The following is a 22,342-nucleotide window of genomic DNA, read 5'->3' on the forward strand; positions in this document are numbered from 1 at the left end:
GGATATATTAACTTTGCAGCACTAAAGACGATAAATGAATAATTTCTTACAGCGCACATTAACAGGTATCTTGTTCGTAGGGGCAGTTGCCGGATCGATATTTATACATCCTATAGCTTTCTTTCTGGTTTGTATTGTAGTAGCTGTAATAGGCATGTTGGAGTTAGGACGTTTACTGGAGCGTAAATATGGTAAACTAAATATCTTCGCTGCCCTTTTGTTAGGTATAAGCTTTCAAATTTTGGTATTTCTCGACACGCAGGGATATATTGAACGAAGCTGGTATGTAATACTGATGCCGCTTGTTTGGCTGCCCTTTGTTTATGAGCTGTTTAAAGGAGGAGAAAATCCATTTCAACGCGTTGCACTTACTTTGTTATTACCGGTATATGTGTCATTACCATTATCATTCTTATTTTTAACTGGTTGTATTAATGGTGAATTTCAGGCTGCCATACTACTTGGCTTCTTTATATTGGTTTGGTGTAACGATAGTGGAGCTTATGTCGTAGGAGTGACGATTGGTAAGCATAAATTGTTTGAGCGAATTTCACCCAAGAAGACCTGGGAAGGTTTTATCGGGGGAATTGTTTTTACCGTTATTGCGGGCATTGTTATATTTTCAATGACAGGGATTGCTTCGTTAGCGGTTTGGATTGCCGCAGCGCTTTTAGTATCTGTTTTTGGTACCATTGGCGATTTAGTTGAATCAATGTTAAAGCGCAACGTTGATATTAAAGATTCAGGTTCGATACTGCCGGGCCATGGAGGAGTGCTTGATCGCTTTGATGCTGTATTATTTGCTGCTCCAATGATTTTTGCGCTGTTTGTTTTATTTGGATAATTTAGTTTTAAAATACAATGACAATACACAAGGAAGGATTCGGAACAATATTAGTGGTGCTTGCGTTTTTGTTGGCAGTTAATACCGGTATTTATTTTTTAGCGGGTGTTGAGGTAACAAAATTTACAAGCCTGGCATCGTTTATTGTTTTTGCTTTGGTACTTAACTTCTTTCGTAACCCAAAGCGTGATGCAATAATTCAGGATGGGGCAATTGTTGCACCTGCCGATGGTAAAGTTGTTGCCATTGAAGAAGTAGAGGAAGACGAATATTTGAAGACAAAATGCCTGCAGGTATCAATTTTTATGTCGGTTTTTAATGTGCATATTAACTGGTTTCCGATTAAAGGTATTGTAAAATATTTCCGTCATCATAATGGCCGTTTTATGGCTGCTTATCTGCCTAAATCGTCAACCGAAAATGAGCGAACAAGTGTTGTGATTGAAAATGAAAAAGGGACCCAGATTTTAGTTCGTCAAGTTGCTGGAGCAATGGCACGACGCATTGTTTGTTATGCCGAGGAAGAAACCAATATTTCGCAGGGTCAGCAAATGGGTTTTATCAAATTCGGTTCTCGCGTTGACTTATATCTACCGCTCGATACACGTATTGATGTAAAATTGGAACAGAAAGTAACTGGTCGTCAAACCATCTTAGGATGGCTTAAGTAGAAATTAATCTCATCATATATAAGGAGCTGTCAGTAATGGCAGCTCCTTTTTTATATTCTCGTTATAGAACTTCTTTGGTATTCGATTGTTAATATCAGTCAGAGGGGCGAATGAACAAAATTTAGCTACCGAAGTAGTAGGACTATTCCTCTCTGAATTCTTTAACAAATTCGAAATACTATGAGTCAAACATTATCTATGACTGGAAATTTATCTAAATCAAAAGAAGCGGGTTTACACGGTGTGTGGCTCTTTATCTTTATTGAATTACTCCTGTTTGCTGGTTTATTTTTGCTCTATGCCGTCTATCGATATAAAAATGCTGTCGCCTTTGATTTGGCAGCTACAGAACTAAGTATAACATCGGGAGTGCTAAATACCATTATTATTTTATCAGGAAGTCTGGTGATGGCTTTTGCATCCATTGCTATTCGAAAAGGTAATAAAATGGCAGCTTTATTTTGGTTGCTTACCACCTTGTTTATTGGTTTTATGTTTCTGACTAATCGGTATTTTGAATGGAAAGGGCGCATCGATTTTGGATTGTTTCCTGGAAGTGAAGAATTAGCCCGATTAGGACATGGAGATGTGTTATTTTTTGGTCTTTATTTCTTTATGACCGGCTTGCACGCGCTTCATCTCATAGCCGGATTTGTTGTGCTTATTTATATTACAAGCCAGGTTAACAACAATAGCTTAAATGCATCTAACCATTCGTCACTAGAGAAAGCCGGCGTTTATTGGCATTTAGCAACACTTATTTGGGTGTTAGTTTTTCCTTTGTTCTATTTATTGTAGTTATTATTTAAAACGAAAGACATGGATAATCAAAATACAGTATCGGCTAAAACCTATTTATTTGTTTTCATTGGTTTGGTGCTCATAACACTCGTCTCAACGGGCTTAAGTACAATAAACCTAGGTTATTTAAATCCAATTATTGCCATTGGATTAGCCACCTTAAGTGCAGCAGTAGTTTTAAATGTATTTATGAAAATAAGGCTCGATGGCAGCTTTGCCCGTCTGTTGCTTGCAGGCATTTTGGTATTGGCTCTGCTCATCTTCTTTGTGGGTTTTGTGGGGTAATTATCAGTAATGTAATAATATAAGGGCGATGTTTATCTATAAGCATCGTCTTTTTTTATCTTCAAAATACACTGACAATAGTTTTTCTCAATTTTTGCTCTTTTTCCTATCTTGCGCCAAAAATTTAAAATCATGCACGACGATTTAAAACAAGCTATTGAAGTCTTACGAAATGGTGGCATCATTTTGTATCCGACCGACACTATATGGGGTATTGGGTGCGACGCTACCAATGCTGATGCTGTGAAGCGGATTTATGAATTAAAGCAGCGTGCTGATTCAAAAAGCATGCTGGTGTTGCTTGATAATACGGCTAAGTTGGGAGGTTATGTGAATGACATTCCTGAGGTGGCTTATGATATGGCAGAGTTGACCACCAAACCATTGACGATTATTTATGATGATGCGAAAAATTTAGCTTCTAACCTTTTGGCGGAAGATGGAAGTGTAGGTATTCGAATTACTGAGGAGGAATTCTCTAATCAATTGTGTGCCCGTTTTAAAAAGCCAATTGTGTCAACATCGGCTAATATAAGTGGCGAGCCATCGCCGCAACATTTTGGTGAGGTTAGCGAGGCTGTTAAAGCCGGAGTAGATTACATCGTTAATTTCCGACAAGAGGAAACGAAGAATCCGGCACCATCCAGTATTATTAAATTAGCCAAAGATGGTCAGGTTACGATAATCAGAGAATAACACAATGGAAAATATACAATTTAATCATAGCACACCGGTTCAGATTCGTTTTAACGATGTGGATGGCTTAGGACATATCAATAATACCACTATTCAGGAGTATTTTGACCTGGGTCGTATGTATTACCTTAACGAAGTGTTTGGCGATACAGTCTTTAAGGGAAATGAAACAGTTATCCTGGTGAATATTAATACTGATTTTTATACACCTGTTTATCTCAGAGATAATATGGAAGTGAAAACTGCCATTATTGGATTGGGAACCAAAAGTTTAAAGATGGTACAACAAGTGGTTTGCAAAGAGACAGGTGCTGTAAAGGCCAGTTGTAAATCGGTAATGGTTGGTTTTAATAAAGTTACTGAAGAATCATTAGAATTATTGCCCGCGTGGCGAGAAGCTATTAGTCGTTGGGAAAATACATCGTTCTAGAAAGATACAACCATATGCTGTTGTAACGTTTCTAATGTTATAGAAATCATTCTTCCCTTTTTGCTTGAGCAAAAGGGGAAGTACCGCGCCTAAGGTGTGGGGATGGGGTGCAATAGTCTACTTTCTAAATATTAATCAGCCCTTCTGGTAAATCAAACATCACCAGTTGTTGCTCGTCGTCAATGCCAGCAATAAAATGCTCAACAATTGGGATTAACAATTCTACGCCATCATTGTCTATTTCAAATAATGGATTCTTCGAAATATCGCGGATAGCAACAATTTCACCAATTGGGCCATGGCCAACTGCCTGGCATTGGTAACCTACTAATTGATAAGCTGAAAAATCCTCAGAGATATTAGCTTCAGTATCTTCTTCAGATTTTTTTGCATAAACAGGGGCATCGATCAGGTTTAGTGCGGCGTTGTCGCTTTGAACCTGTTCGAATTTCACTAATACATCCGATTGATTTTTTTCGCGCGCCTCATCCAGTGAGAAGGGTACCAGACCTCCATCCAAATCCAAAAATAGAAATTCGGCATCCATGTCGTCAATCGAAAACTCTTCGAATAATCGGACAACCATTTCTCCGGCAATACCATGGGTTTTTACAATCACGCCAATTTGGCGACAGCTGTGCTTATCAATCATCGTTCATAACTTTAGCTGACAAAGGTAAAATAAAAGCGTTGAACTTATACCAATTGTATTTTAAGATGTGCCTTCAGTGTAATTTTAAAACTACAATAGCCTGTCCTGATTATTCGGGAGTAAATGCCGAAACAGAATTTTTATCAATCGTTTTGATTCGTAATCGGGTATTACTTTCCGCGGTTGTATAAAAACGACTTCCATCGTTCTTCTGGTAGATGGGCTTCTTCCATCGCGGCCCTTGACAAGCTAAAAAATAAATCCGATAAACGATTGATGAAAAATAAGATAGAGCGTTCAACAGGATATGTTCGATGTAATGATGTTAATTTGCGTTCTCCTTTTCTTAATTGTGAACGAACGACGTGACATAAGGCCGATACTTCATTGCCACCAGGTAAGATAAAGTGGTCGGAACGACTGCTGAGGTTTGATTCAATCTCATCAATCCATTGCTCGCAAAATTTGTCCATATTATCAGGCAATGGCATGGTGTTTTTATCTTTAAACTCAGTTGGAGTGGCCAGGTGGCTCATGGTGTTCATCAACTCCACCTGAATGTGATGCAGTTTTTCCTGCCACTGGTGTTTGGCGTCTAATTTGGCTCTTAATAGGCCGATAAATGAATTGACTTCATCAAAAGTACCGTAAGCATCCACCCTAATGTCGTCTTTATTAACCCGTACTCCACCAAGCAAGTCAGTTTGTCCGCGATCGCCTGTTTTCGTATATATTTTCATATCTATTGTTTCAATCAGTTAATGTTCGTGTGAGAAAAGTAAACAAGGCTTATGATAAAAAGTTTGATTGAAGTTTAATTTTCATTCATATGAGGTAAACAAAAAAAATAACCGCTTGTTTTGTCTTTACTCAACGCAATAATTTATGAAACATCTGGCCGATATACGTAACGATTATACAAAAGGAAGTTTAAACAGAGATGATTTAGACTTAAATCCGTTTAAGCAATTTAATAAATGGATGAAGGAAGCTATAGATGCTCAATGTAATGAACCGACTGCAGTGACTTTGGCTACTGTGGATGAGGTGAATATGCCGAATTGTCGAATCGTTCTTCTAAAGGATGTTTGCGATGATGGTTTTGTGTTTTTTACTAATTATAACAGTACCAAAGGACAAGAGATGAGACATAAAGCCAATGCAGCTTTAAACTTTTTCTGGCCTGAACTGGAACGACAGGTACGTGTTCGTGGGACCATTGAAAAAGTTTCATCGCATAAATCGGATGCTTATTTTCAATCGCGACCACGCGAGAGTCAATTAGGAGCCTGGGCATCTAATCAAAGTGAACCACTTGAGAGTAAAGCGGAATTATTAAGCAATTATTCTGAGTTGGAGCAAAAATACCAAGACAAAAAAATTCCCCGCCCTGACCACTGGGGTGGCTATATAGTAAAAGCATACTCTATTGAGTTTTGGCAAGGGCGATCTAATCGCATGCACGACCGTTTTCAGTATGTTCAAAAGGCTGAAAAATGGGAAATCAATCAGTTAGCTCCGTAACGATTAAGTTAATGCATTAATTAGTCGATCGAATATTATTTTGTTAAGCCATGGAATACGCTTTCCAGATTTTGCTCCTGGCGCGTCATTGTCAGTATCGTTAAATCATTTTCAACCGCATATTTGAAGATGGCTTTTCTGACATCTTCTTTAGCATCAACATTAATTTCAGTTTTAGAAAGTTGGTCGACAGAATGTATACCACTCAATTTCTGAAGTGATTCGATAGTTGGTTCTTTATCAAATTCTACAAAAATGCTTGAATTGCCAGATTTTTGCAAAGCCGATAAATCAGTTGAAGGGTGGTCAACCACTACTTCACCACGGTTAAGAATAATGACGCGTTCGCAGATTGCTTCCACCTCTTGCATGATGTGGGTACTGAGCATAACTGTTTTTTCTTTGCCGATTGATTTAATCAGGTTACGGATTTCAAGTATCTGATTAGGATCGAGTCCCGTGGTTGGTTCATCCAGAATTAGCACTTCAGGATCGTGAATTAATGCCTGTGCCAAACCTACGCGTTGGCGATAGCCTTTTGAGAGGGTTCCTATTTTTTTATTTTGCTCAAGAGTTAAGCCAGTCAACTCAACCATTTCAGCCACCCGCTCTTTTTTATTGGGTAGTTTATACAATTCGGCCACCATTAAAAGGTATTCCTTTACATACATATCCAGGTACAATGGATTATGCTCTGGCAGATAGCCTATCTTTCGTCTAAAAGTATCGGTATAGTCACTATTGTTGATGCCACACACTTCTACTTCGCCAGCCGATTGTGGCAATAAGCCCGAAATAATTTTCATCATGGTTGATTTACCAGCTCCGTTAGGCCCCAGAAAACCTACTATTTCACCTGATGAGATCGTGAAGGACACGCCTTTTAAAGCTTTTTGTTGACCAAATTGTTTGATGACCTCTTTAACTACAATCGACATATTCAATGGTTTTAAAATTCAAAAATATTAAAAAAAGCTATAAGCTGATAGCTACTTGCTGATAGCCTCACGGCAATCGCATTTAAGAAACTCTTTTCTCAACTCAAGTCGTTGAGGCTTCTCCTTTTTGCCTTCAGCCCAAAAAGGGGAGAAAAAGGCCGCCGACTTAATCACTCGTTTACCCATTATGACATCACTACGGGAAAAATATAAAGACTGACAGCTTGGTATCAAATTTTTCTCCCCTCCGTTTATGCCAATGGGTCCCAAACTGCGTTGATTATGTCGGTATAGCGCGAGCAAAACACTTCTTTAAGGGATTGCCATGGCTGATAGCCTCTAAATAAACATTATTCTTTATTTTTGCATTTATTCCTTGAACTTAGAGAACGAGCAATGTCAAAAGAGTATTTGTACTGCGAAGATTTATTCAATTATCATCGTAACCCAACCCGCACGGTGAAAGTGGGTGTTACTGCCATTGGTGGCGATAGCCCCATTCAGATTCAGTCGATGACGACCACCAATTCAATGGATGCCGATGCAACGGCTGCCCAGGTGATGAGCATTTTAGATGAAGGTGCAGATATTGTTCGTATTACTACTCAGGGAAGAAGTGAAGCGCATAACTTGGAAAATGTAAAACGTATTATACGTGAAAAGGGCTACGATGCTCCTTTGGTGGCCGATATCCATTTTAATCCCAATGCTGCTAAAGTAGCGGCTTCCAATGTTGAAAAGGTGCGCATTAATCCTGGTAACTTTGCTGGTGGAGCTAAGAAGTTTAAATTGGATTACACCGATGAACAGTACAATGAAGAGCTTCAGCTGGCCAAAGAAAAGCTGAGTTCATTCCTTGATGTTTGTAAACAATATGGTACGGCTATTCGGGTAGGAACTAACCATGGTTCATTGTCCGATCGTATTATGAGTCGCTTTGGCGACACACCTCAAGGCATGGTGGAGGCTTGTATGGAGTATCTGCGAATGTGCGAAGAGCTTGATTTTAAAGATATCGTGTTGAGCATTAAAGCCAGTAATACGCGTATCATGGTTCATACAGTTCGTCTGCTTGTTGTAGCCATGAAAAAGGAAGGTATGAATTATCCGCTTCACCTCGGGGTAACAGAAGCAGGTAGCGAGGATGAAGGACGCATTAAATCAGCTGTTGGAACTGGAGCTCTATTAGTCGATGGCCTGGGCGATACCATTCGGGTGTCATTAACTGAAGATCCTGAGAAAGAAGTGCCGGTAGCGGACAAATTGGTTAATTATATCAGTGCTCGCAACAGCCATGAAGCTATCAAACCGGTTCAAAAGTTTAATTTCACACCCTTTGAATATAACCGGAGAAAAACCCATAAGGTATTAAATATTGGTGGTGACAATACAGCTGTGGTTATAGCTGATGCCACGGATGAATTCGTAAAAGGAGAAAAGCTAAAGGCCGACTACCAATTCATCGAGTTGCCCGAAGATGTTAAGAATCATTATCAAAATTACCTGATACCCTATGCAGGATGGAAAACCGGTAATACATCGAGTAAAACACATCCGGCTTTAACGGCTGATGAGTTTATACAAACAGAAGAACTGCCTTCGCCGTGCTTCTTATCAATTTGTTATCCTCAATTGAGTGATGAGCTAATTAGCCGGTTAAAAGCTGAAAGAGATGTGGTTATTTTACTACACTCTAATCATATTAATGCGCCGGTTGAGCAACGTGCTTTTGTTTTTAAAATGGATGAAGCAGGCTTGACTCATCCTGTAGTATTGCACAATTGCTATAACGAAGATAAGGCAGAAGATTTTCAGATTAAATCAGCAGCCGACGCCGGCATACTTTTTCTTGATGGTTTGGCCGATGGGCTTTACCTCGAAAACGATGGCCGATTATCTAATGCCGAGATCATAAGCACTGCATTTGAAATATTGCAATCATCGCGCGTACGTTTTACCAAAACAGAGTTTATCTCTTGTCCTGGTTGTGGTCGTACTTTATTTGATTTACAGGAGACAACAAAGCAGGTTAAAGCACGCACATCGCACCTGATAGGTCTTAAAGTAGCCGTGATGGGTTGTGTGGTAAATGGCGTTGGTGAGATGGCCGATGCTGATTATGGCTATATTGGCTCGGGGCCAGCAATAGTAAGCCTATTTAAGAAGCGTGAATTGATAAAACGAAATCTGCCACGTGAAGAAGCTGTTGAAGAGTTAATTAAGCTCATAAAAGAGCATGGCGATTGGGTGGATCCCACCTAGAAATGATTTTTAATCAAAGAAATACGAACAGTCGTGGATTTTTTTGGCCGTTCGGAATGATTTTTTTGCTATGTGTGTCTAATTTTATAAATTGCGTTTCTCAAAAATTAACTAATTGAGTCTAGCCTAAATGAAACGGATATTTCTACTTTTCTTTGCGACGGTTTTAACCATTATGAGCACTCACGCTGGTGAGATGGAGCTGAAAGGGACATTTCAGGGGGAAAACCTGTATGTGAAGAATCCATTTGCCGCTTCTGGTGTGGGTTTCTGTGTTTATGAAGTGACAGTAAACGGACAAACTACCACCGATGAGATAAACTCCAGTGCTTTTGAAATTGACTTAGGTGTATACCAGTTCGTTATTGGTGAAGCGCTTATTGTTGGTATTAAATATAAAGATGGATGTGAACCTAAAGTACTTAATCCTGAAGTGCTAAATCCACGTGCAACATTTGAAATTACCAGTATTAATGTTGATAATGATGAACTAAGCTGGGAAACATCAAAAGAATCAGGTGCTTTACCATTTGTTGTTGAGCAATATCGCTGGAACAAGTGGGTGAAAGTAGGTGAAGTAGAAGGCAAAGGTTCTATTCAGTCAAACAATTATTCTGTGACAGTCAGAAAGCACAGTGGAGAAAACAAGTTCCGTATCAAGCAGATTGATTATCGCAACAAGCCACGTTATTCCGATGAGGTGAAGAGTATTTCAACCAAAGCTGAAGTAACGTTTGGTCCTAATAAAGTAGATGATAAAATAACCTTCTCATCCCCAACTTTGTATGAAATATATGATGAGTATGGTGGTATCGTATTTAAAGGTTATGGAGCAGAGGTTAATGTAGCTGGTATCGAAAAAGGACGCTACTACATTAATTATGACAATAAAATGGAGCGATTCACAAAAAAATAAACTGAATATATCGGTTAAAGAAAGGTGATTCGCTACGAGTCACCTTTTTTTGTATATATTCAGACTTGTCCTAAAATTATTTGAGATGCTATTAATGACTGTTTGAAGTAATGTAATGAAGTGTGGTTGGATGGCCTCTTTTAAAATAAATTTTAATTTGAAGAATGATTTAGTAAGACCGGGAAGCTGAGAGCTTGCTCGAAGATCACCCGGCCGCACTTAATCTTTCAAAAAAGGAAAATGCCATTTTAAAAATAGCCTTGATTTTCTTTGCTTACTTTCTTTCATCAAGGAAAGAAAAGTAAGTTGGGTTTGGGCGAAGCGCCAATATTTTAGGGTAATAATGGTATAAATTGATAGAAAATCAAGTATTTCACTTGCATTTAACCAATGACTTAGCGGTCAATAAAAACAAATCATTAATTTTGCAATCCTGAAATAAAATAGAAATAAAATGGAACAGATTCGTCGAACAAAAATTGTAGAGCTGTTGAAAAGTACCGAATATGGTACTCAGGCCAATGTAAAAGGTTGGGTAAGAACCAAGCGAGGTAATAAACAAGTGAATTTTATTGCTTTAAATGACGGGTCATGCATTCATAATATACAGATAGTGGTTGATGTGCCTAATTTCGATGAGGAAATGTTGAAACGCATTACCACGGGTGCAGCAGTATCCATCAACGGAATAATTACTGAATCTGCAGGAAGCGGGCAAAGCGTTGAGATTCAAGCTAAGGAAATTGAGGTGATGGGCGATTGTGATCCTGAGAAGTATCCGATTCAGCCAAAGAAACATACTTTAGAGTTCTTGCGTGAGAATGCTCACCTTCGCTACAGAACCAATACTTTTGGAGCTATTGCACGTATTCGTCATGCCATGATTTTTGCGGTGCATGAATTCTATACCAAGAAAGGATTTATCAATATTCACACACCAATCATTACAGCGTCTGATGCAGAGGGAGCCGGTGAAATGTTTAAAGTAACCACTTTGGACTATGATAATATGCCACGTACCGAAGAAGGCGCGATTGATTACGCACAAGATTTCTTTGGTAAAGCCACTAACCTGACTGTATCGGGTCAGTTAGAGGGTGAGTTGGCAGCATTAGCCATGGGTGAGATTTACACTTTCGGACCAACATTCCGTGCTGAGAACTCCAATACATCGCGTCACTTGGCTGAGTTCTGGATGATTGAACCTGAGATGGCCTTCTATGACCTGGATGACAACATGGATTTAGCTGAGGAATTCCTGAAGTACCTTATCAAATATGCATTGGATAATTGCATGGATGACCTACAATTCTTAAGCAAGCGTTTGCAGGAGGAAGAGAAGAATAAAAAAGCTGATGAGCGTTCAATGGAGCTGATTGAAAAACTTCAGTTTGTATTAGCGAATGACTTTATCCGCTTGCCATATACTGAGGCTATTGAGGTGTTAAAGAATTCGAAACCAAACAAAAAAGGTAAATTCAAATATCCTATTGATGGGTTCGGAAGTGACTTGCAATCGGAGCACGAGCGTTACTTAGTTGAGAAGCACTATAAAAAGCCAGTGATTTTGACCGATTATCCAAAAGACATCAAAGCTTTCTACATGAAACAGAACGATGATGGTAAAACGGTTCGTGCAATGGACGTATTGTTCCCACAGATTGGTGAGATTATTGGTGGTTCGCAACGTGAAGAAAACTACGATAAGTTAGTAACTCGTATGAAAGAGATGGATGTGCCAGCCGAAGAGATGTGGTGGTATCTTGATACCCGCCGTTTCGGAACTGTTGTACACAGTGGTTTTGGTCTTGGTTTTGAGCGATTAATGTTGTTTGTGACCGGTATGGGTAATATCCGCGACGTCATTCCGTTCCCTCGTGCGCCAAAAACAGCAGAGTTTTAAAAATAGAGATTGATAGATTTAAGACTTAAGACAAAAGATAATGTCTTAAGAAAAAATATAAATGCCGGTTTTCAATGAGAGCCGGCATTTTTTTATCACATACCACTGATTAAAAAACTAACTTTCTAAGTTGATTATTCGTCAAAAAACTGCCCACTCCTATCGGTTTTGATGAATTAATCTTAATTTTGTTGAGGCTCACTCGTTTTGTAGGCAAGCAGTGAAGTTGATACAGGAATGTTAAGATTGAAGCAAGTAGGATGTTAAAACAGAGTTTACAACAAAAGTTACTTCAAAAATTATCGCCTCTTCAAATACAGGTGATTAAGCTGTTGGAAATACCAACCGCTCAGTTGGAGCAGCGTATCAAAAAGGAATTGGAAGAAAATCCGATTTTAGAACTCGAACGCGAACAGCAGGATCCGGATAAGGATGACCAAGATACTCCTGAGCCGGAAACAGAACGAGACGAGTTGTCTATTGATGAGTACATCAATAACGAAGATATCCCTGCGTATAAACTTCAGGCGCGTAACTTCTCAAAGGATGATAAACACGAAGATATTCCGTTTTCAACAGGTGCCACATTTCATGAACATTTAATAGGGCAGCTTGGCTTACGCATACTAACCGATAGACAGCGTAATATTGCCGAGTACATTATTGGTAACGTCGACGAAGACGGTTATTTGCGTCGCGAAGTAGATGAGATAATCGATGATTTAGCTTTTGCTCAGAATATTGAAGTTGATGAGCGAGAGGCCTTGGACGTACTGGAAATAGTTCAGGATTTTGATCCGGCCGGGGTGGCTGCGCGCGACTTGCAAGAGTGTTTGTTATTACAGATTCAGCGTAAAGACCGCTCATTCCCTGATATTGAAAACGCCTTCCAGGTGTTGAAATATCATTTTGATGAGTTCACCCGTAAGCACTACGATAAAATCACCAAGCGCCTTCATATCGATGAAGATGAGTTAAAAGATGCTTTAGCTGAGATTTTGAAGTTAAATCCAAAACCGGGAAGCTCCTATAGCAATCCGATGAGTAAGACGGTACAGCACATTATACCGGACTTTATTCTGGAGATAGAAGATGAGCAGTTTCAGTTGAGTTTGAACAATCGCAATGTGCCCGAGTTACGCATCAGCAATACCTATTCTGATATGTTGGAAGATTACAGTGCCAACAAAAAGAACCAGACGCAGGATAAGAAAGATGCAGTGATGTTTGTGAAGCAAAAGCTCGACTCGGCCAAGTGGTTTATCGATGCCATCAAACAGCGTCAGAACACCTTAATGACGGTGATGAACTCCATCCTTGACTATCAGCACGATTACTTTATCGAAGGTGATGAAACCAGAATGAAGCCAATGATTTTGAAAGATATTGCAGAGCGAACAAATCTTGATATATCAACTATTTCTCGCGTGTCAAACAGTAAATATATTCAAACGCACTTTGGAATTTTTGCCTTAAAATATTTCTTCTCAGAAGGTATGCAAACTGAATCGGGAGAGGAAGTGAGTACGCGCGAGATTAAAAAGATATTGGAAGAATGCATCTCCAATGAGGACAAACGTAAGCCTCTGACTGACGACAAACTGGCTGTCATTCTGAAAGAGAAATCATACAATATTGCACGTCGTACGGTGGCTAAATACCGTGAGCAGTTAAATATCCCTGTCGCCCGATTAAGAAAAGAACTATAAATAACAGCCGGAGTTGAAGAACCCTGAAAAGCATCCTGAGTTGTTCCGCAGGGTGGAGTCGAGGGGGGCAAGGGACAGTTGAAATGTAATACTCCCTGATAACAAATAATCACTTCGACTTCGCTCAGTGAACGAATGTTTTGAATCATACCATGCAGATAGTTTCCAAAGTTTTATCCACCGTTTTTCATCCAATGCTCATTCCTACATTGGGTTTGTTTTTAATATTTAATATGGGAGGACATTTCACCTATCTGCCTATCGACCATCAGCGCGTGGTGTATCTTATTGTCTTCTTGAGCACTTGTGTATTACCTTTAACATTGATGCCGCTTTTTATGCTTTTGGGTGTGATTAAAACCGTGTACATGAAGGAGAGACGAGAGCGCATTATCCCCACAGTTTTTACCGGTTTCTTTTATTTGCTGGGTTTCTTTTTATTAAACCGCATTCCTGTTGTTCCGTCATTTATAAAGGGTTTTATGTTGGCTACCATTATTGCTATTTCTATTGCCCTTGCCATTACATTTTTCTGGAAAATAAGTATGCATATGATTGGTATCGGTGGCTTAACAGGTGCTATTCTGGCACTTTCGCTTCGCTTTGGTATCGATGCCTGGATGATTTTCACTGTAGTTCTTCTTATATCAGGCCTATTAGGAAGTTCGCGTTTGTTCCTTAATGCGCATACGCCTGCTCAAGTGCATACAGGTTATTTGTTAGGTACTGTTGTGGTTTTTTTTGGTGTGCTGCTATAAAATAAAAAATCATATTGTAAACATATTGGCTATTCGTTATTGAATGTTGTAAATTGGAGGTTCTGTAACAATTTGCATGGTTAATCCATGCGAATCCTTAAACGATTACTTATGAGAACAATCAATTTATGGCTTGTATTGGTGTTGATACTGGCAGCTTGCCAACCTAATACAACGGATAAACAAGTTAAAAATGCTGTTTTATGACGAGGCACGAAAGAATGATGAACTGCCTATCGACAACAGCAAGGTTGAACGCCTCGATGTGCGTAACCGCCCAAGCAATATACGTGGTAAAAAAGATTTTACTTATTACGATGACATGATTCGTATTCCTGAAGGCTCGGCCCCTGACCTTAAAAATAAATCATTTGGTATTGCGGCAGAGGTTGTGATACCTAAAGGAGGCGCTGAAGGATTACTGATGACACAGGGTGGACGTTTTGCCGGTTTAGGACTTTTTGTACAAAACAATCGCCTGGTATTCCATTACAATTTAGTTGGTGTAAAACGTTATCAGGTGGTGAGTAATAAAACCCTGACACCAGGTAAGCATGTTTTGGGTGTTGACTTTAAATACGATGGCGGTGGCATTGGTAAAGGTGGTGTTGCTACTTTGACCATTGATGGCAATGTGGTTGGACAAACAAAAATAGACCAAACCATTGGTTATCGTATGTCGTTGGATGAAACGCTTGATATTGGACAAGATACTGGTACACCTGTGTGTGAAGACTATAAAGTACCGTTTGACTTTACAGGCGAACTTAAAAAGGTCAATATAAAAATAACAGAGCTCGATCTTACCCAGGAACAAATAGATGCCTATCGTAAGAAATTGGCCGAACAATCATTGACCTACTAAGATACTTCGTTATTTCATGTGTATGATGGCCGCCTGTCGGGCGGCCATTTTTTTTCGTTACTTACATAATTTGCGCACAACGAAGTAACAAAACAAGTAGCCAGATTAGATTGTTGTATTAGAATGTTATACATTCAACGTTAAATTATCTATGTAATCGTATGTTAAACATGATTCGATTTTATCATGATTCATATATGTCAAATAGTAACTCTATAATTGAAGAAAAATGAAAAAGACTTTTTTATTAATGCTGGTTTGCTTTTTTGCTCTATCGGCAATGGGGCAATCGAAACAACCTAATATTTTAGTAATAATGGTGGACGACGTTGCACCCAACTCATTAAGCTGTTATACCTTGGGGATGCAATACAACACGCCCAATATCGACCGCATCGCTAAAGAAGGCGCGATATTCACTGATCACTATGCACAGCCCAGCTGTACGGCCGGCCGTGCCGCCTTTATTACAGGACAAAAGCCTGTGCGTACCGGACTGACAACAGTGGGACAACCCGGTAATCCGCTGGGGATTAAAAAAGAGGACCCAACATTGGCAGAATTGCTAAAACCACTGGGTTATATGACCGCACAATACGGTAAAAACCATTTGGGCGACCGTAATGAGCACCTTCCAACGGTGCATGGTTTCGACGAATTCTTTGGCAACCTTTATCACTTAAACGTATCGGAAGAAGAGGAACAGGCCGATTATCCTAAAAGTGAAGAATTCTATCAGAAATTTGGACCACGCGGCATTATTGAATCCTATGCGAGTGATGAATTTGATAATACCGAAGACCCGCGCTTTGGTGTAATAGGAAAGCAAAAAGTGAAAGATGTGGGAAAACTGACTTCTGAACGCATGAAGACCTTTGATGAGGAGCTGGTTAAAAAGAGTAAGAAGTTTATGAAACGTGCGAAGAAGGAGGGTAAACCATTTTTTATCTGGCATGCCACCAGCCGTATGCACGTTTATACGCACCTGAAAAAAGAATCGCAAAATCTGGCGACCAAGGTGAGTACTGATATGGATTTATTCGGACATGGTTTGCTGGAACACGATGGTCATGTGGGGCAACTGTTAGATTATCTGAAAGAATTAGGAGTTGATGACAACACGATTGTTATTTACACTACTGACAATGGGCCAGAAGCCGGTTCATGGCCACATGCCGGGGTAACCATGTTTAGAGGCGAAAAAATGACGACTTACGAAGGTGGTGTGCGCGCTCCGTTTATGGTACGTTGGCCAGCCCGAATCCCATCAGGATTGGTTAGAAACGGTATCTCAGCACACGAAGATGTGCTACCGACGCTAATGGCAGCAGTGGGTAATAGCAACATTCATGAAGAGTTGGAGAATGGGAAGAAAGTTGGAGATATGGAGTACAAGGTTTATATCGATGGCTATAACAACCTGGATTACTGGACTGGTAAAACCGATGAGTCGGCCCGCAATCACTTCTTCTATTATTATGAATCCAGTTTAACAGCCATGCGCGTGGGGCCATGGAAAATGCATTTTGCCACCAAAGAACGTTATTTCGATGATATGGTGTTTCATACCATGCCTCAATTATTTAATTTGCGCAAAGATCCGTTCGAGTACTACGACGACATTACTGGTTTTCACCAGATTATGCACAAATCGTGGGTGATGCAGCCTGCTATTAGCTTATTAAACGAACATTTGATGACCTTTAAGGCCTTCCCGCCTCGTCAGGCAGCCGCTTCACTGGATATTAACAAAGCCATTGATAAAATATTGAAATCAGATACAAGACAATAACTAAGTTTTGAACCGTCATACATAAAATGGCTGCCTGTCGGGCGGCCATTTTAGTTATATTCATTCAATACTGCGCACCTTTGGTGCTTGATTCCCATACGTGTTAGCCCCAACGGGGCGTAGTAAAAAAGAGGCCATTCAAGCCCCTTTTCCCGTCTCCGGTCTTCCATCCTTAATTCCTCACCACTACATCCAGCTTTTCAAGCAGCTGTGGTCTGTCGGCCAGTGCCACTTTAGCTATTTGCATATAATCGCTTATCCATTCCGCCAGGGCTTCAATGGCAGCATCACGTTCTACAGTGGCCTGTTGTGCCTCACCTTTCTCGCGTAATACAGAAGAGGCATGATTTTCCAGTTGCTTAATAATTTCTAATTCGGCCGTAAAGTGTTCAGTAGTGCGACCAAATTCAGCCATTTTGGCTAACCAGCTTTCGTTGCCCAATAAGTTGGTGTAGAAGTTGCTCTGCTGCTTAATAATTGTGTTAAACGTTTTGGCTCTTCTGCCATTGAGCTGAAGGGTTACCGTAGCATCCATATCATTTTTAAAGGCTACACGTGCCACACTTATGTTTGCCTGGTAATTTTTCTGGCAAGTCTCAAGGCTAACGCGTTTGTTTTCAAAAGCCTGTGCCAATTCACCTTGTTCCTTGCTAAATCTACTGTTTGCGTTGTTGGCGGCCTCATACAAAGCCTCGCCTTCAGCAAACTTAGCTTCATTGTAACCAAAAGCACCGACAGCTGTGCTAATATCCGCATCATTCTTTGAATTGTTTAGGCGAATTTGTGCCTGATTCAGGATTTTACTAACCTCTTTGTTTGTTGTTAACATGTTTATTTAGGTTTAATTAATGAACCGGTATTATTCCGGCCCTTCTGTTATTTTCTTCTTTGGCTTGTCATATTTTTCATTTGAACCTCGGGGTTTTGTATTATCCCGCAATATTTCGCGTGCGCACCGTTAGGTTTTACATTCTCCCGTTGTTTTTTGCGAATGAACCGCAAAGTTTTACATGTTCCCGCGCAGATTTGCTCGTGTCCCACTTATTTTTCCATAAGAACCAGGGATATTGCAAAACTAATCGGGAAATTATGGTTTCAGGTGGTTACCGGGCTTCCTGTTGCGGTTAGTGAACGTTCATAACCTTTGGTGGTGAATAGTAGTTGTGTCTGAGCTGTAACAGATGGCTTTGCAGATATAATTGTTACGTTATGTCACTGTGCTGCATGGAATCGGTAATGATTAGGAGATTTAATTGGAGAAAATTGTCGAATAAAGCCGTCCGACAAACCCTTTGGGGAGATGGGTAGGTAGTCATAATGGGTTAACTGTTTAAGTTTATTATAAAACAAGTATACAAATATTTTGTTAAAGTATTGGAATTTAGATTGAATTATTTCGAACTTGGGTTACCGAATGAATACGATATGGCAATCTAATTGGTTTTTACTTTAAATACCTTAACATGAGTATTAAAACGCTTTTTACATTTGCAGCATTGGCACTCGTTGTGTCGTGCGCGCCGCCCACTCAAAAAACGGAGGAAGGGCCAACACTTCCTCGTCCCTTATCCGAATTTAATGGTGTATTAGGAAAAACATTTGAAGATTCGAAAGAAGATTATCCGCAGCCATACCGGGCCGCTGAAGGAACACCCAACGTTATACTAGTTTTATTGGATGATGTCGGTTTCGGTCAGCCGGGAACAACTGGAGGGCCTATTCCAACACCAACCATGGATAAATTAGCCGATGAAGGATTAACCTATACCCGTTTTCATACAACAGGTATCTGTAGTCCTACAAGGGCAGCCCTCTTAACCGGTCGTAACCATCATCAAACAGGTTTTGGTACTATTTCCGAACTCTCTACCGGCTATCCGGGCTATCATAGTGTGTGGGGTGCCGATGCTGCGTGTATGGCCGAAGTGCTTCGCCAGAATGGTTACAATACGGCTGCCTGGGGTAAATGGCACAATACACCCGACTGGGAGACCAGCCCCATTGGGCCTTTTAATCGATGGCCTACAGGTTTTGGATTTGAATATTTTTACGGATTTCAGGGTGGTGAAACAAGTCAATGGGAACCGCAGCTATTCCGCAACACCCTGCCTGTTGAACCAGAAAAAACACCTGAGGAAGGTTATCATTTAACCGAAGACCTCACTGAAGATGCCATTGAGTGGATTCAAAGGCAAAAGTCGCTCGACCCCGATAGGCCGTATTTCGTGTATTTTGCCACCGGAGCTGCGCATGCGCCATTGCACGTGCCTCAAAAATGGATTGACAAATTTAAAGGTCAGTTTGACGAAGGATGGGAAGCCATGCGTGAGCATACCTTAGAGCGTCAGATTCAAATGGGCATTGTGCCTCCGGATACAAAGCTGACACCACGTCCCGAATCGATTCCTTCGTGGGATGAGCAAAGCGCGGAAGCCAAAAAATTATATGCCCGCCAGATGGAGGTTTTTGCTGCCTTTTTGGCCCATACCGACCACTATGTTGGTAAACTGGTGGATGCCGCCAGAGCATTGCCCGGAGGCGATAACACTATGGTTATATACATTGCCGGCGATAACGGTTCAAGCGCCGAGGGTAGCCTTACCGGTACGCTTAATAATATGATGACCCAAAACGGATTCCCCGATAACGTTGAGCGACAGCTGGCTGTTTTGGACGAAATAGGCGGTCCTAATCATGAAAACCACTTTGCTGTGGCCTGGGCCTGGGCCGGATGTGCTCCTTTCCAATGGATGAAACGTGTGCCTTCGCACTTTGGAGGAACCCGTAATGGAATGGTCATTTCGTGGCCAGCCGGTATCAAGTCCAAAGGTGAAGTGCGCACGCAGTTCCATCATGCCGTTGATATTGCACCAACGATCTATCAGGCTGCCGGTATTGACATACCAACAAGTGTCAATGGAGTTAAACAAGTGCCAATGGCTGGGGTGAGTATGAACTATACCTTTGAGGATACTAATGCAAAAGATACACGTTCAACACAATATTTCGAAACGGGCGGACACCGCGCCCTTTATCACGATGGATGGGTGGCGGCCTCTTTCCATGGTGTACCGTGGGAGTTAATGGGTTCCATTGGTTTCAAGGATAATAAATGGGAGTTATACAACATTAACGAAGACTTTTCGGAAGCCAACGATTTGGCAGCCAGTGAGCCCGAAAAACTGGAAGAGCTCAAAGCGATATTCGATAAGGAAGCGCAGAAATACAACGTTTATCCGCTTGACGATCGCTTTGCTGAAAGAGCATCCAATCCAAATCGTCCGTCATTAACAAAGGGCAAAACCACTTTTAAGTATATGCCCGGAACAGTGCGTGTCCCTGAAGGTAGTGCCGCGCCGGTGTATATGCGAAGTCATGTACTCACTGCTCATGTTAATTTCAAACCGGGTGACGAAGGCGTGTTGCTTGCTTGTGGCGGAGGCTCGGCAGGTTATACCCTCTTTATTAAGAATAACAAACTGCATTACACCTACAATTTCTTCCACGAATCGCATTATGATGTTTCGTCGTCTACTTTGCCAAAAGGAGCTTTAGAACTCAAAATGGTTTATACCCAGGAATCGAATGAATGGGGCGGTGGAGGAACAGCTGAGTTATTTATCAATGGTAAAAGTGCGGGAAAAGCACAAATAGGAAAACAAGTTCCGGCACGTTTTTCAGCTACAGAAACCCTGGATGTAGGAATGGACTTGGGCTCTGTCGTTAGCAATAAGTACAAAGGGCCTTTTGCATACACCGGTGATTTAAAATATGTGCAGGTGGATTTGAAGTAGAAAAAAGTTCTGCGGGCAACGATTTGCCCGCTTTCTTATTGGGGATAGTATTAAATCGTAGCCATTAGAGGCATGAATCCTTCTAAAGATGAAAGATATGATAAGAAAATCAATGCTATTATACTCTCTGTTATTGTTGATTGGGGGTAATGGGCAGGCACAAAAAGATACGACTAAAGTAACACAGGATGCCAAAAAGGAAAAGAACCTGTCAATAATTCCGCTTCCTGTAATTGGAGCAAATCCTACCAATGGTTTTTTGTATGGTTTTGCACCAGGCGCTAGTTGGTTTATGGGAGATGCCTCTAATACGAGTATATCATCAGGTTTGGGCACGATTGTATATACTACTAATAAACAGTTGTTGCTGACCGCTAAAACCAATGTTTTTTTAAAGGGCGACAGATGGAATCTTTTAGGTGACTGGCGCTATTTTATAACCTCACAGCCCACCTATGGTTTGGGTACGGGACCGAACTCCAATAAAGCAGTATCTGGTGGCATAGAATTTCCAGATGGCGTATTTTCAGATAAAATCGACAAAGCCCAAATGATGGAGTTTAATTATTTCCGTTTTCATCAAACAGCCTTGAAGCGCTACCAGGATTCACGTTTGTTCTTAGGGGTAGGCTATCATCTCGACTATCATAGTGATATACAGGATAATTTACTTGATTTTGATGCCGATCCGCAGGTGTTAACCAGCCATTATATTTACCAAACGTATCATGGTATGCCAATAGACCAATACACTTTATCGGGTTTATCCTTAAATGTGTTATATGATAGTCGTGATAATGCTGTAAACCCTTATAGTGGGCGTTATGCTTTTGCTAACATACGGATTAATCCTAAGTTTATGGGAAGCACAGAAAGCTCATCAATACTTTGGTTGGAATATCGTGATTACATACATGTTAATCCGGAAAGACCCCGCCATATGATAGGTTTTTGGACTTATGGGTGGTTCGTTACATCAGGTAAGGTGCCCTATCTCGACCTGCCAGCTGTTGGCTGGGATCAGTTTGGCCGCTCTGGACGAGCCTACACGCAGGGGCGTTTTCGAGGAGAAGATATTTGGTATGGAGAAGTAGAATATCGTGTGCCACTTCAGCAAAATAAAGAAACGTTTGGCGCTGTCGTCTTTCTCAATGGAACAACAGCTAGTAGTCGAACAAATGATATTGCACTGTTTGAATGGCTTGATTTAGGTTATGGTGCCGGCTTGAGGATCATGATCAACAAAAAGTCGCGCATGAACTTAAACCTTGACTATGCATTTGGCAAATATGGTTCTAGTGGATTTTACCTGGGATTAAACGAAGTTTTTTAAAAGCCGGTGGGTTGATAACCTGGCTAGCTTCCTTCGCCGGTTATACAGTATTCAACTTGTTTATTAAACCGCAATATTCAATGTTGCACAAAGGCACAACAGATATTAATCTTCAGTTTTTAGGCCAGTGATAAGATGGTGGCGTTTATATGGACATTAACACAATAAA

20 protein-coding genes are annotated in these 22,342 nt (G+C 40.6%); 16 read left to right on the forward strand and 4 right to left on the reverse strand.

The annotated features are described in order from the left end of the window. Window positions 1-34 precede the first annotated feature (34 nt). The 6 genes from J1N10_RS04730 (at window position 35) to J1N10_RS04755 (ending at window position 3,727) form a co-directional block, all read left to right on the forward strand. Entirely contained in the window at window positions 35-844 is an 810-nt protein-coding gene (locus tag J1N10_RS04730) for a phosphatidate cytidylyltransferase (protein WP_262325524.1), read from the forward strand. 17 nt (window positions 845-861) lie between these two features. Further along, complete coding sequence (locus J1N10_RS04735; RefSeq protein ID WP_262325525.1) at window positions 862-1,515, forward strand: phosphatidylserine decarboxylase family protein; 654 nt, start codon at window positions 862-864, stop codon at window positions 1,513-1,515. Between the two features lie 198 nt (window positions 1,516-1,713). Then, window positions 1,714-2,313 carry a cytochrome c oxidase subunit 3 gene (locus J1N10_RS04740; protein WP_262325526.1) on the forward strand — a complete coding sequence of 200 codons (600 nt, stop codon included), beginning with the start codon at window positions 1,714-1,716 and terminating at the stop codon, window positions 2,311-2,313. Between the two features lie 21 nt (window positions 2,314-2,334). Continuing rightward, a complete protein-coding gene (locus J1N10_RS04745) occupies window positions 2,335-2,601 on the forward strand; it encodes a hypothetical protein (RefSeq protein ID WP_262325527.1) in 267 nt (88 codons plus the stop codon). Between the two features lie 132 nt (window positions 2,602-2,733). Continuing rightward, entirely contained in the window at window positions 2,734-3,297 is a 564-nt protein-coding gene (locus J1N10_RS04750) for an L-threonylcarbamoyladenylate synthase (RefSeq protein WP_262325528.1), read from the forward strand. A 4-nt stretch (window positions 3,298-3,301) separates the two neighbouring features. After that, window positions 3,302-3,727: an acyl-CoA thioesterase gene (locus J1N10_RS04755; RefSeq protein ID WP_262325529.1), complete on the forward strand. Its 426-nt coding sequence runs from the start codon at window positions 3,302-3,304 to the stop codon at window positions 3,725-3,727. A gap of 124 nt (window positions 3,728-3,851) precedes the next feature. On the opposite strand, the gene rimM is transcribed toward J1N10_RS04755, so the two are convergent. Both rimM and J1N10_RS04765 read right to left on the reverse strand, forming a co-directional pair. After that, the gene (rimM, locus tag J1N10_RS04760) at window positions 3,852-4,379 is read right to left on the reverse strand and encodes a ribosome maturation factor RimM (RefSeq protein ID WP_262325530.1); all 528 of its coding nucleotides are present in this window, start codon (window positions 4,377-4,379) and stop codon (window positions 3,852-3,854) included. A 170-nt stretch (window positions 4,380-4,549) separates the two neighbouring features. Then, complete coding sequence (locus J1N10_RS04765; RefSeq protein WP_262325531.1) at window positions 4,550-5,119, reverse strand: cob(I)yrinic acid a,c-diamide adenosyltransferase; 570 nt, start codon at window positions 5,117-5,119, stop codon at window positions 4,550-4,552. Between the two features lie 145 nt (window positions 5,120-5,264). On the opposite strand from J1N10_RS04765, the gene pdxH reads away from it, so the two are divergent. Then, window positions 5,265-5,903, forward strand: coding sequence for a pyridoxamine 5'-phosphate oxidase (gene pdxH, locus J1N10_RS04770; protein WP_262325532.1), 639 nt, complete (start codon window positions 5,265-5,267; stop codon window positions 5,901-5,903). Window positions 5,904-5,938: 35 nt separating this feature from the next. Here pdxH and gldA read toward each other — a convergent pair whose 3' ends face one another. Then, window positions 5,939-6,841, reverse strand: a complete 903-nt coding sequence (gldA, locus tag J1N10_RS04775; RefSeq protein ID WP_262325533.1) for a gliding motility-associated ABC transporter ATP-binding subunit GldA — start codon at window positions 6,839-6,841, stop codon at window positions 5,939-5,941. Between the two features lie 396 nt (window positions 6,842-7,237). On the opposite strand from gldA, the gene ispG reads away from it, so the two are divergent. From ispG to J1N10_RS04810, 7 genes are all read left to right on the forward strand, one after another. Then, the gene (gene ispG / locus J1N10_RS04780) at window positions 7,238-9,103 is read left to right on the forward strand and encodes a (E)-4-hydroxy-3-methylbut-2-enyl-diphosphate synthase (protein WP_262325534.1); all 1,866 of its coding nucleotides are present in this window, start codon (window positions 7,238-7,240) and stop codon (window positions 9,101-9,103) included. A gap of 130 nt (window positions 9,104-9,233) precedes the next feature. Beyond that, a complete protein-coding gene (locus tag J1N10_RS04785; protein WP_262325535.1) occupies window positions 9,234-10,019 on the forward strand; it encodes a hypothetical protein in 786 nt (261 codons plus the stop codon). 454 nt (window positions 10,020-10,473) lie between these two features. Continuing rightward, complete coding sequence (gene asnS / locus J1N10_RS04790; RefSeq protein ID WP_262325536.1) at window positions 10,474-11,922, forward strand: asparagine--tRNA ligase; 1,449 nt, start codon at window positions 10,474-10,476, stop codon at window positions 11,920-11,922. Between the two features lie 260 nt (window positions 11,923-12,182). Continuing rightward, window positions 12,183-13,631, forward strand: a complete 1,449-nt coding sequence (gene rpoN, locus J1N10_RS04795) for an RNA polymerase factor sigma-54 (protein ID WP_262325537.1) — start codon at window positions 12,183-12,185, stop codon at window positions 13,629-13,631. A 152-nt stretch (window positions 13,632-13,783) separates the two neighbouring features. After that, complete coding sequence (locus J1N10_RS04800) at window positions 13,784-14,389, forward strand: PAP2 family protein (RefSeq protein ID WP_262325538.1); 606 nt, start codon at window positions 13,784-13,786, stop codon at window positions 14,387-14,389. Window positions 14,390-14,582: 193 nt separating this feature from the next. Then, a complete protein-coding gene (locus tag J1N10_RS04805) occupies window positions 14,583-15,254 on the forward strand; it encodes a LamG domain-containing protein (protein ID WP_262325539.1) in 672 nt (223 codons plus the stop codon). Window positions 15,255-15,483: 229 nt separating this feature from the next. Then, window positions 15,484-17,046, forward strand: a complete 1,563-nt coding sequence (locus J1N10_RS04810) for an arylsulfatase (protein ID WP_262325540.1) — start codon at window positions 15,484-15,486, stop codon at window positions 17,044-17,046. Window positions 17,047-17,218: 172 nt separating this feature from the next. On the opposite strand, the gene J1N10_RS04815 is transcribed toward J1N10_RS04810, so the two are convergent. After that, window positions 17,219-17,875 carry a hypothetical protein gene (locus J1N10_RS04815; protein WP_262325541.1) on the reverse strand — a complete coding sequence of 219 codons (657 nt, stop codon included), beginning with the start codon at window positions 17,873-17,875 and terminating at the stop codon, window positions 17,219-17,221. A 634-nt stretch (window positions 17,876-18,509) separates the two neighbouring features. Here J1N10_RS04815 and J1N10_RS04820 point away from each other — a divergent pair. Together J1N10_RS04820 and J1N10_RS04825 are read left to right on the forward strand one after the other, a co-directional pair. Then, window positions 18,510-20,840 carry an arylsulfatase gene (locus J1N10_RS04820; RefSeq protein ID WP_262325542.1) on the forward strand — a complete coding sequence of 777 codons (2,331 nt, stop codon included), beginning with the start codon at window positions 18,510-18,512 and terminating at the stop codon, window positions 20,838-20,840. 97 nt (window positions 20,841-20,937) lie between these two features. Then, a complete protein-coding gene (locus tag J1N10_RS04825) occupies window positions 20,938-22,173 on the forward strand; it encodes an outer membrane protein assembly factor (RefSeq protein ID WP_262325543.1) in 1,236 nt (411 codons plus the stop codon). The last annotated feature ends 169 nt before the right edge of the window (window positions 22,174-22,342 follow it).

Source organism: Carboxylicivirga litoralis (assembly GCF_025499605.1).
In the GTDB taxonomy this organism is placed as follows: Bacteria; Bacteroidota; Bacteroidia; order Bacteroidales; family Marinilabiliaceae; genus Carboxylicivirga; species Carboxylicivirga litoralis.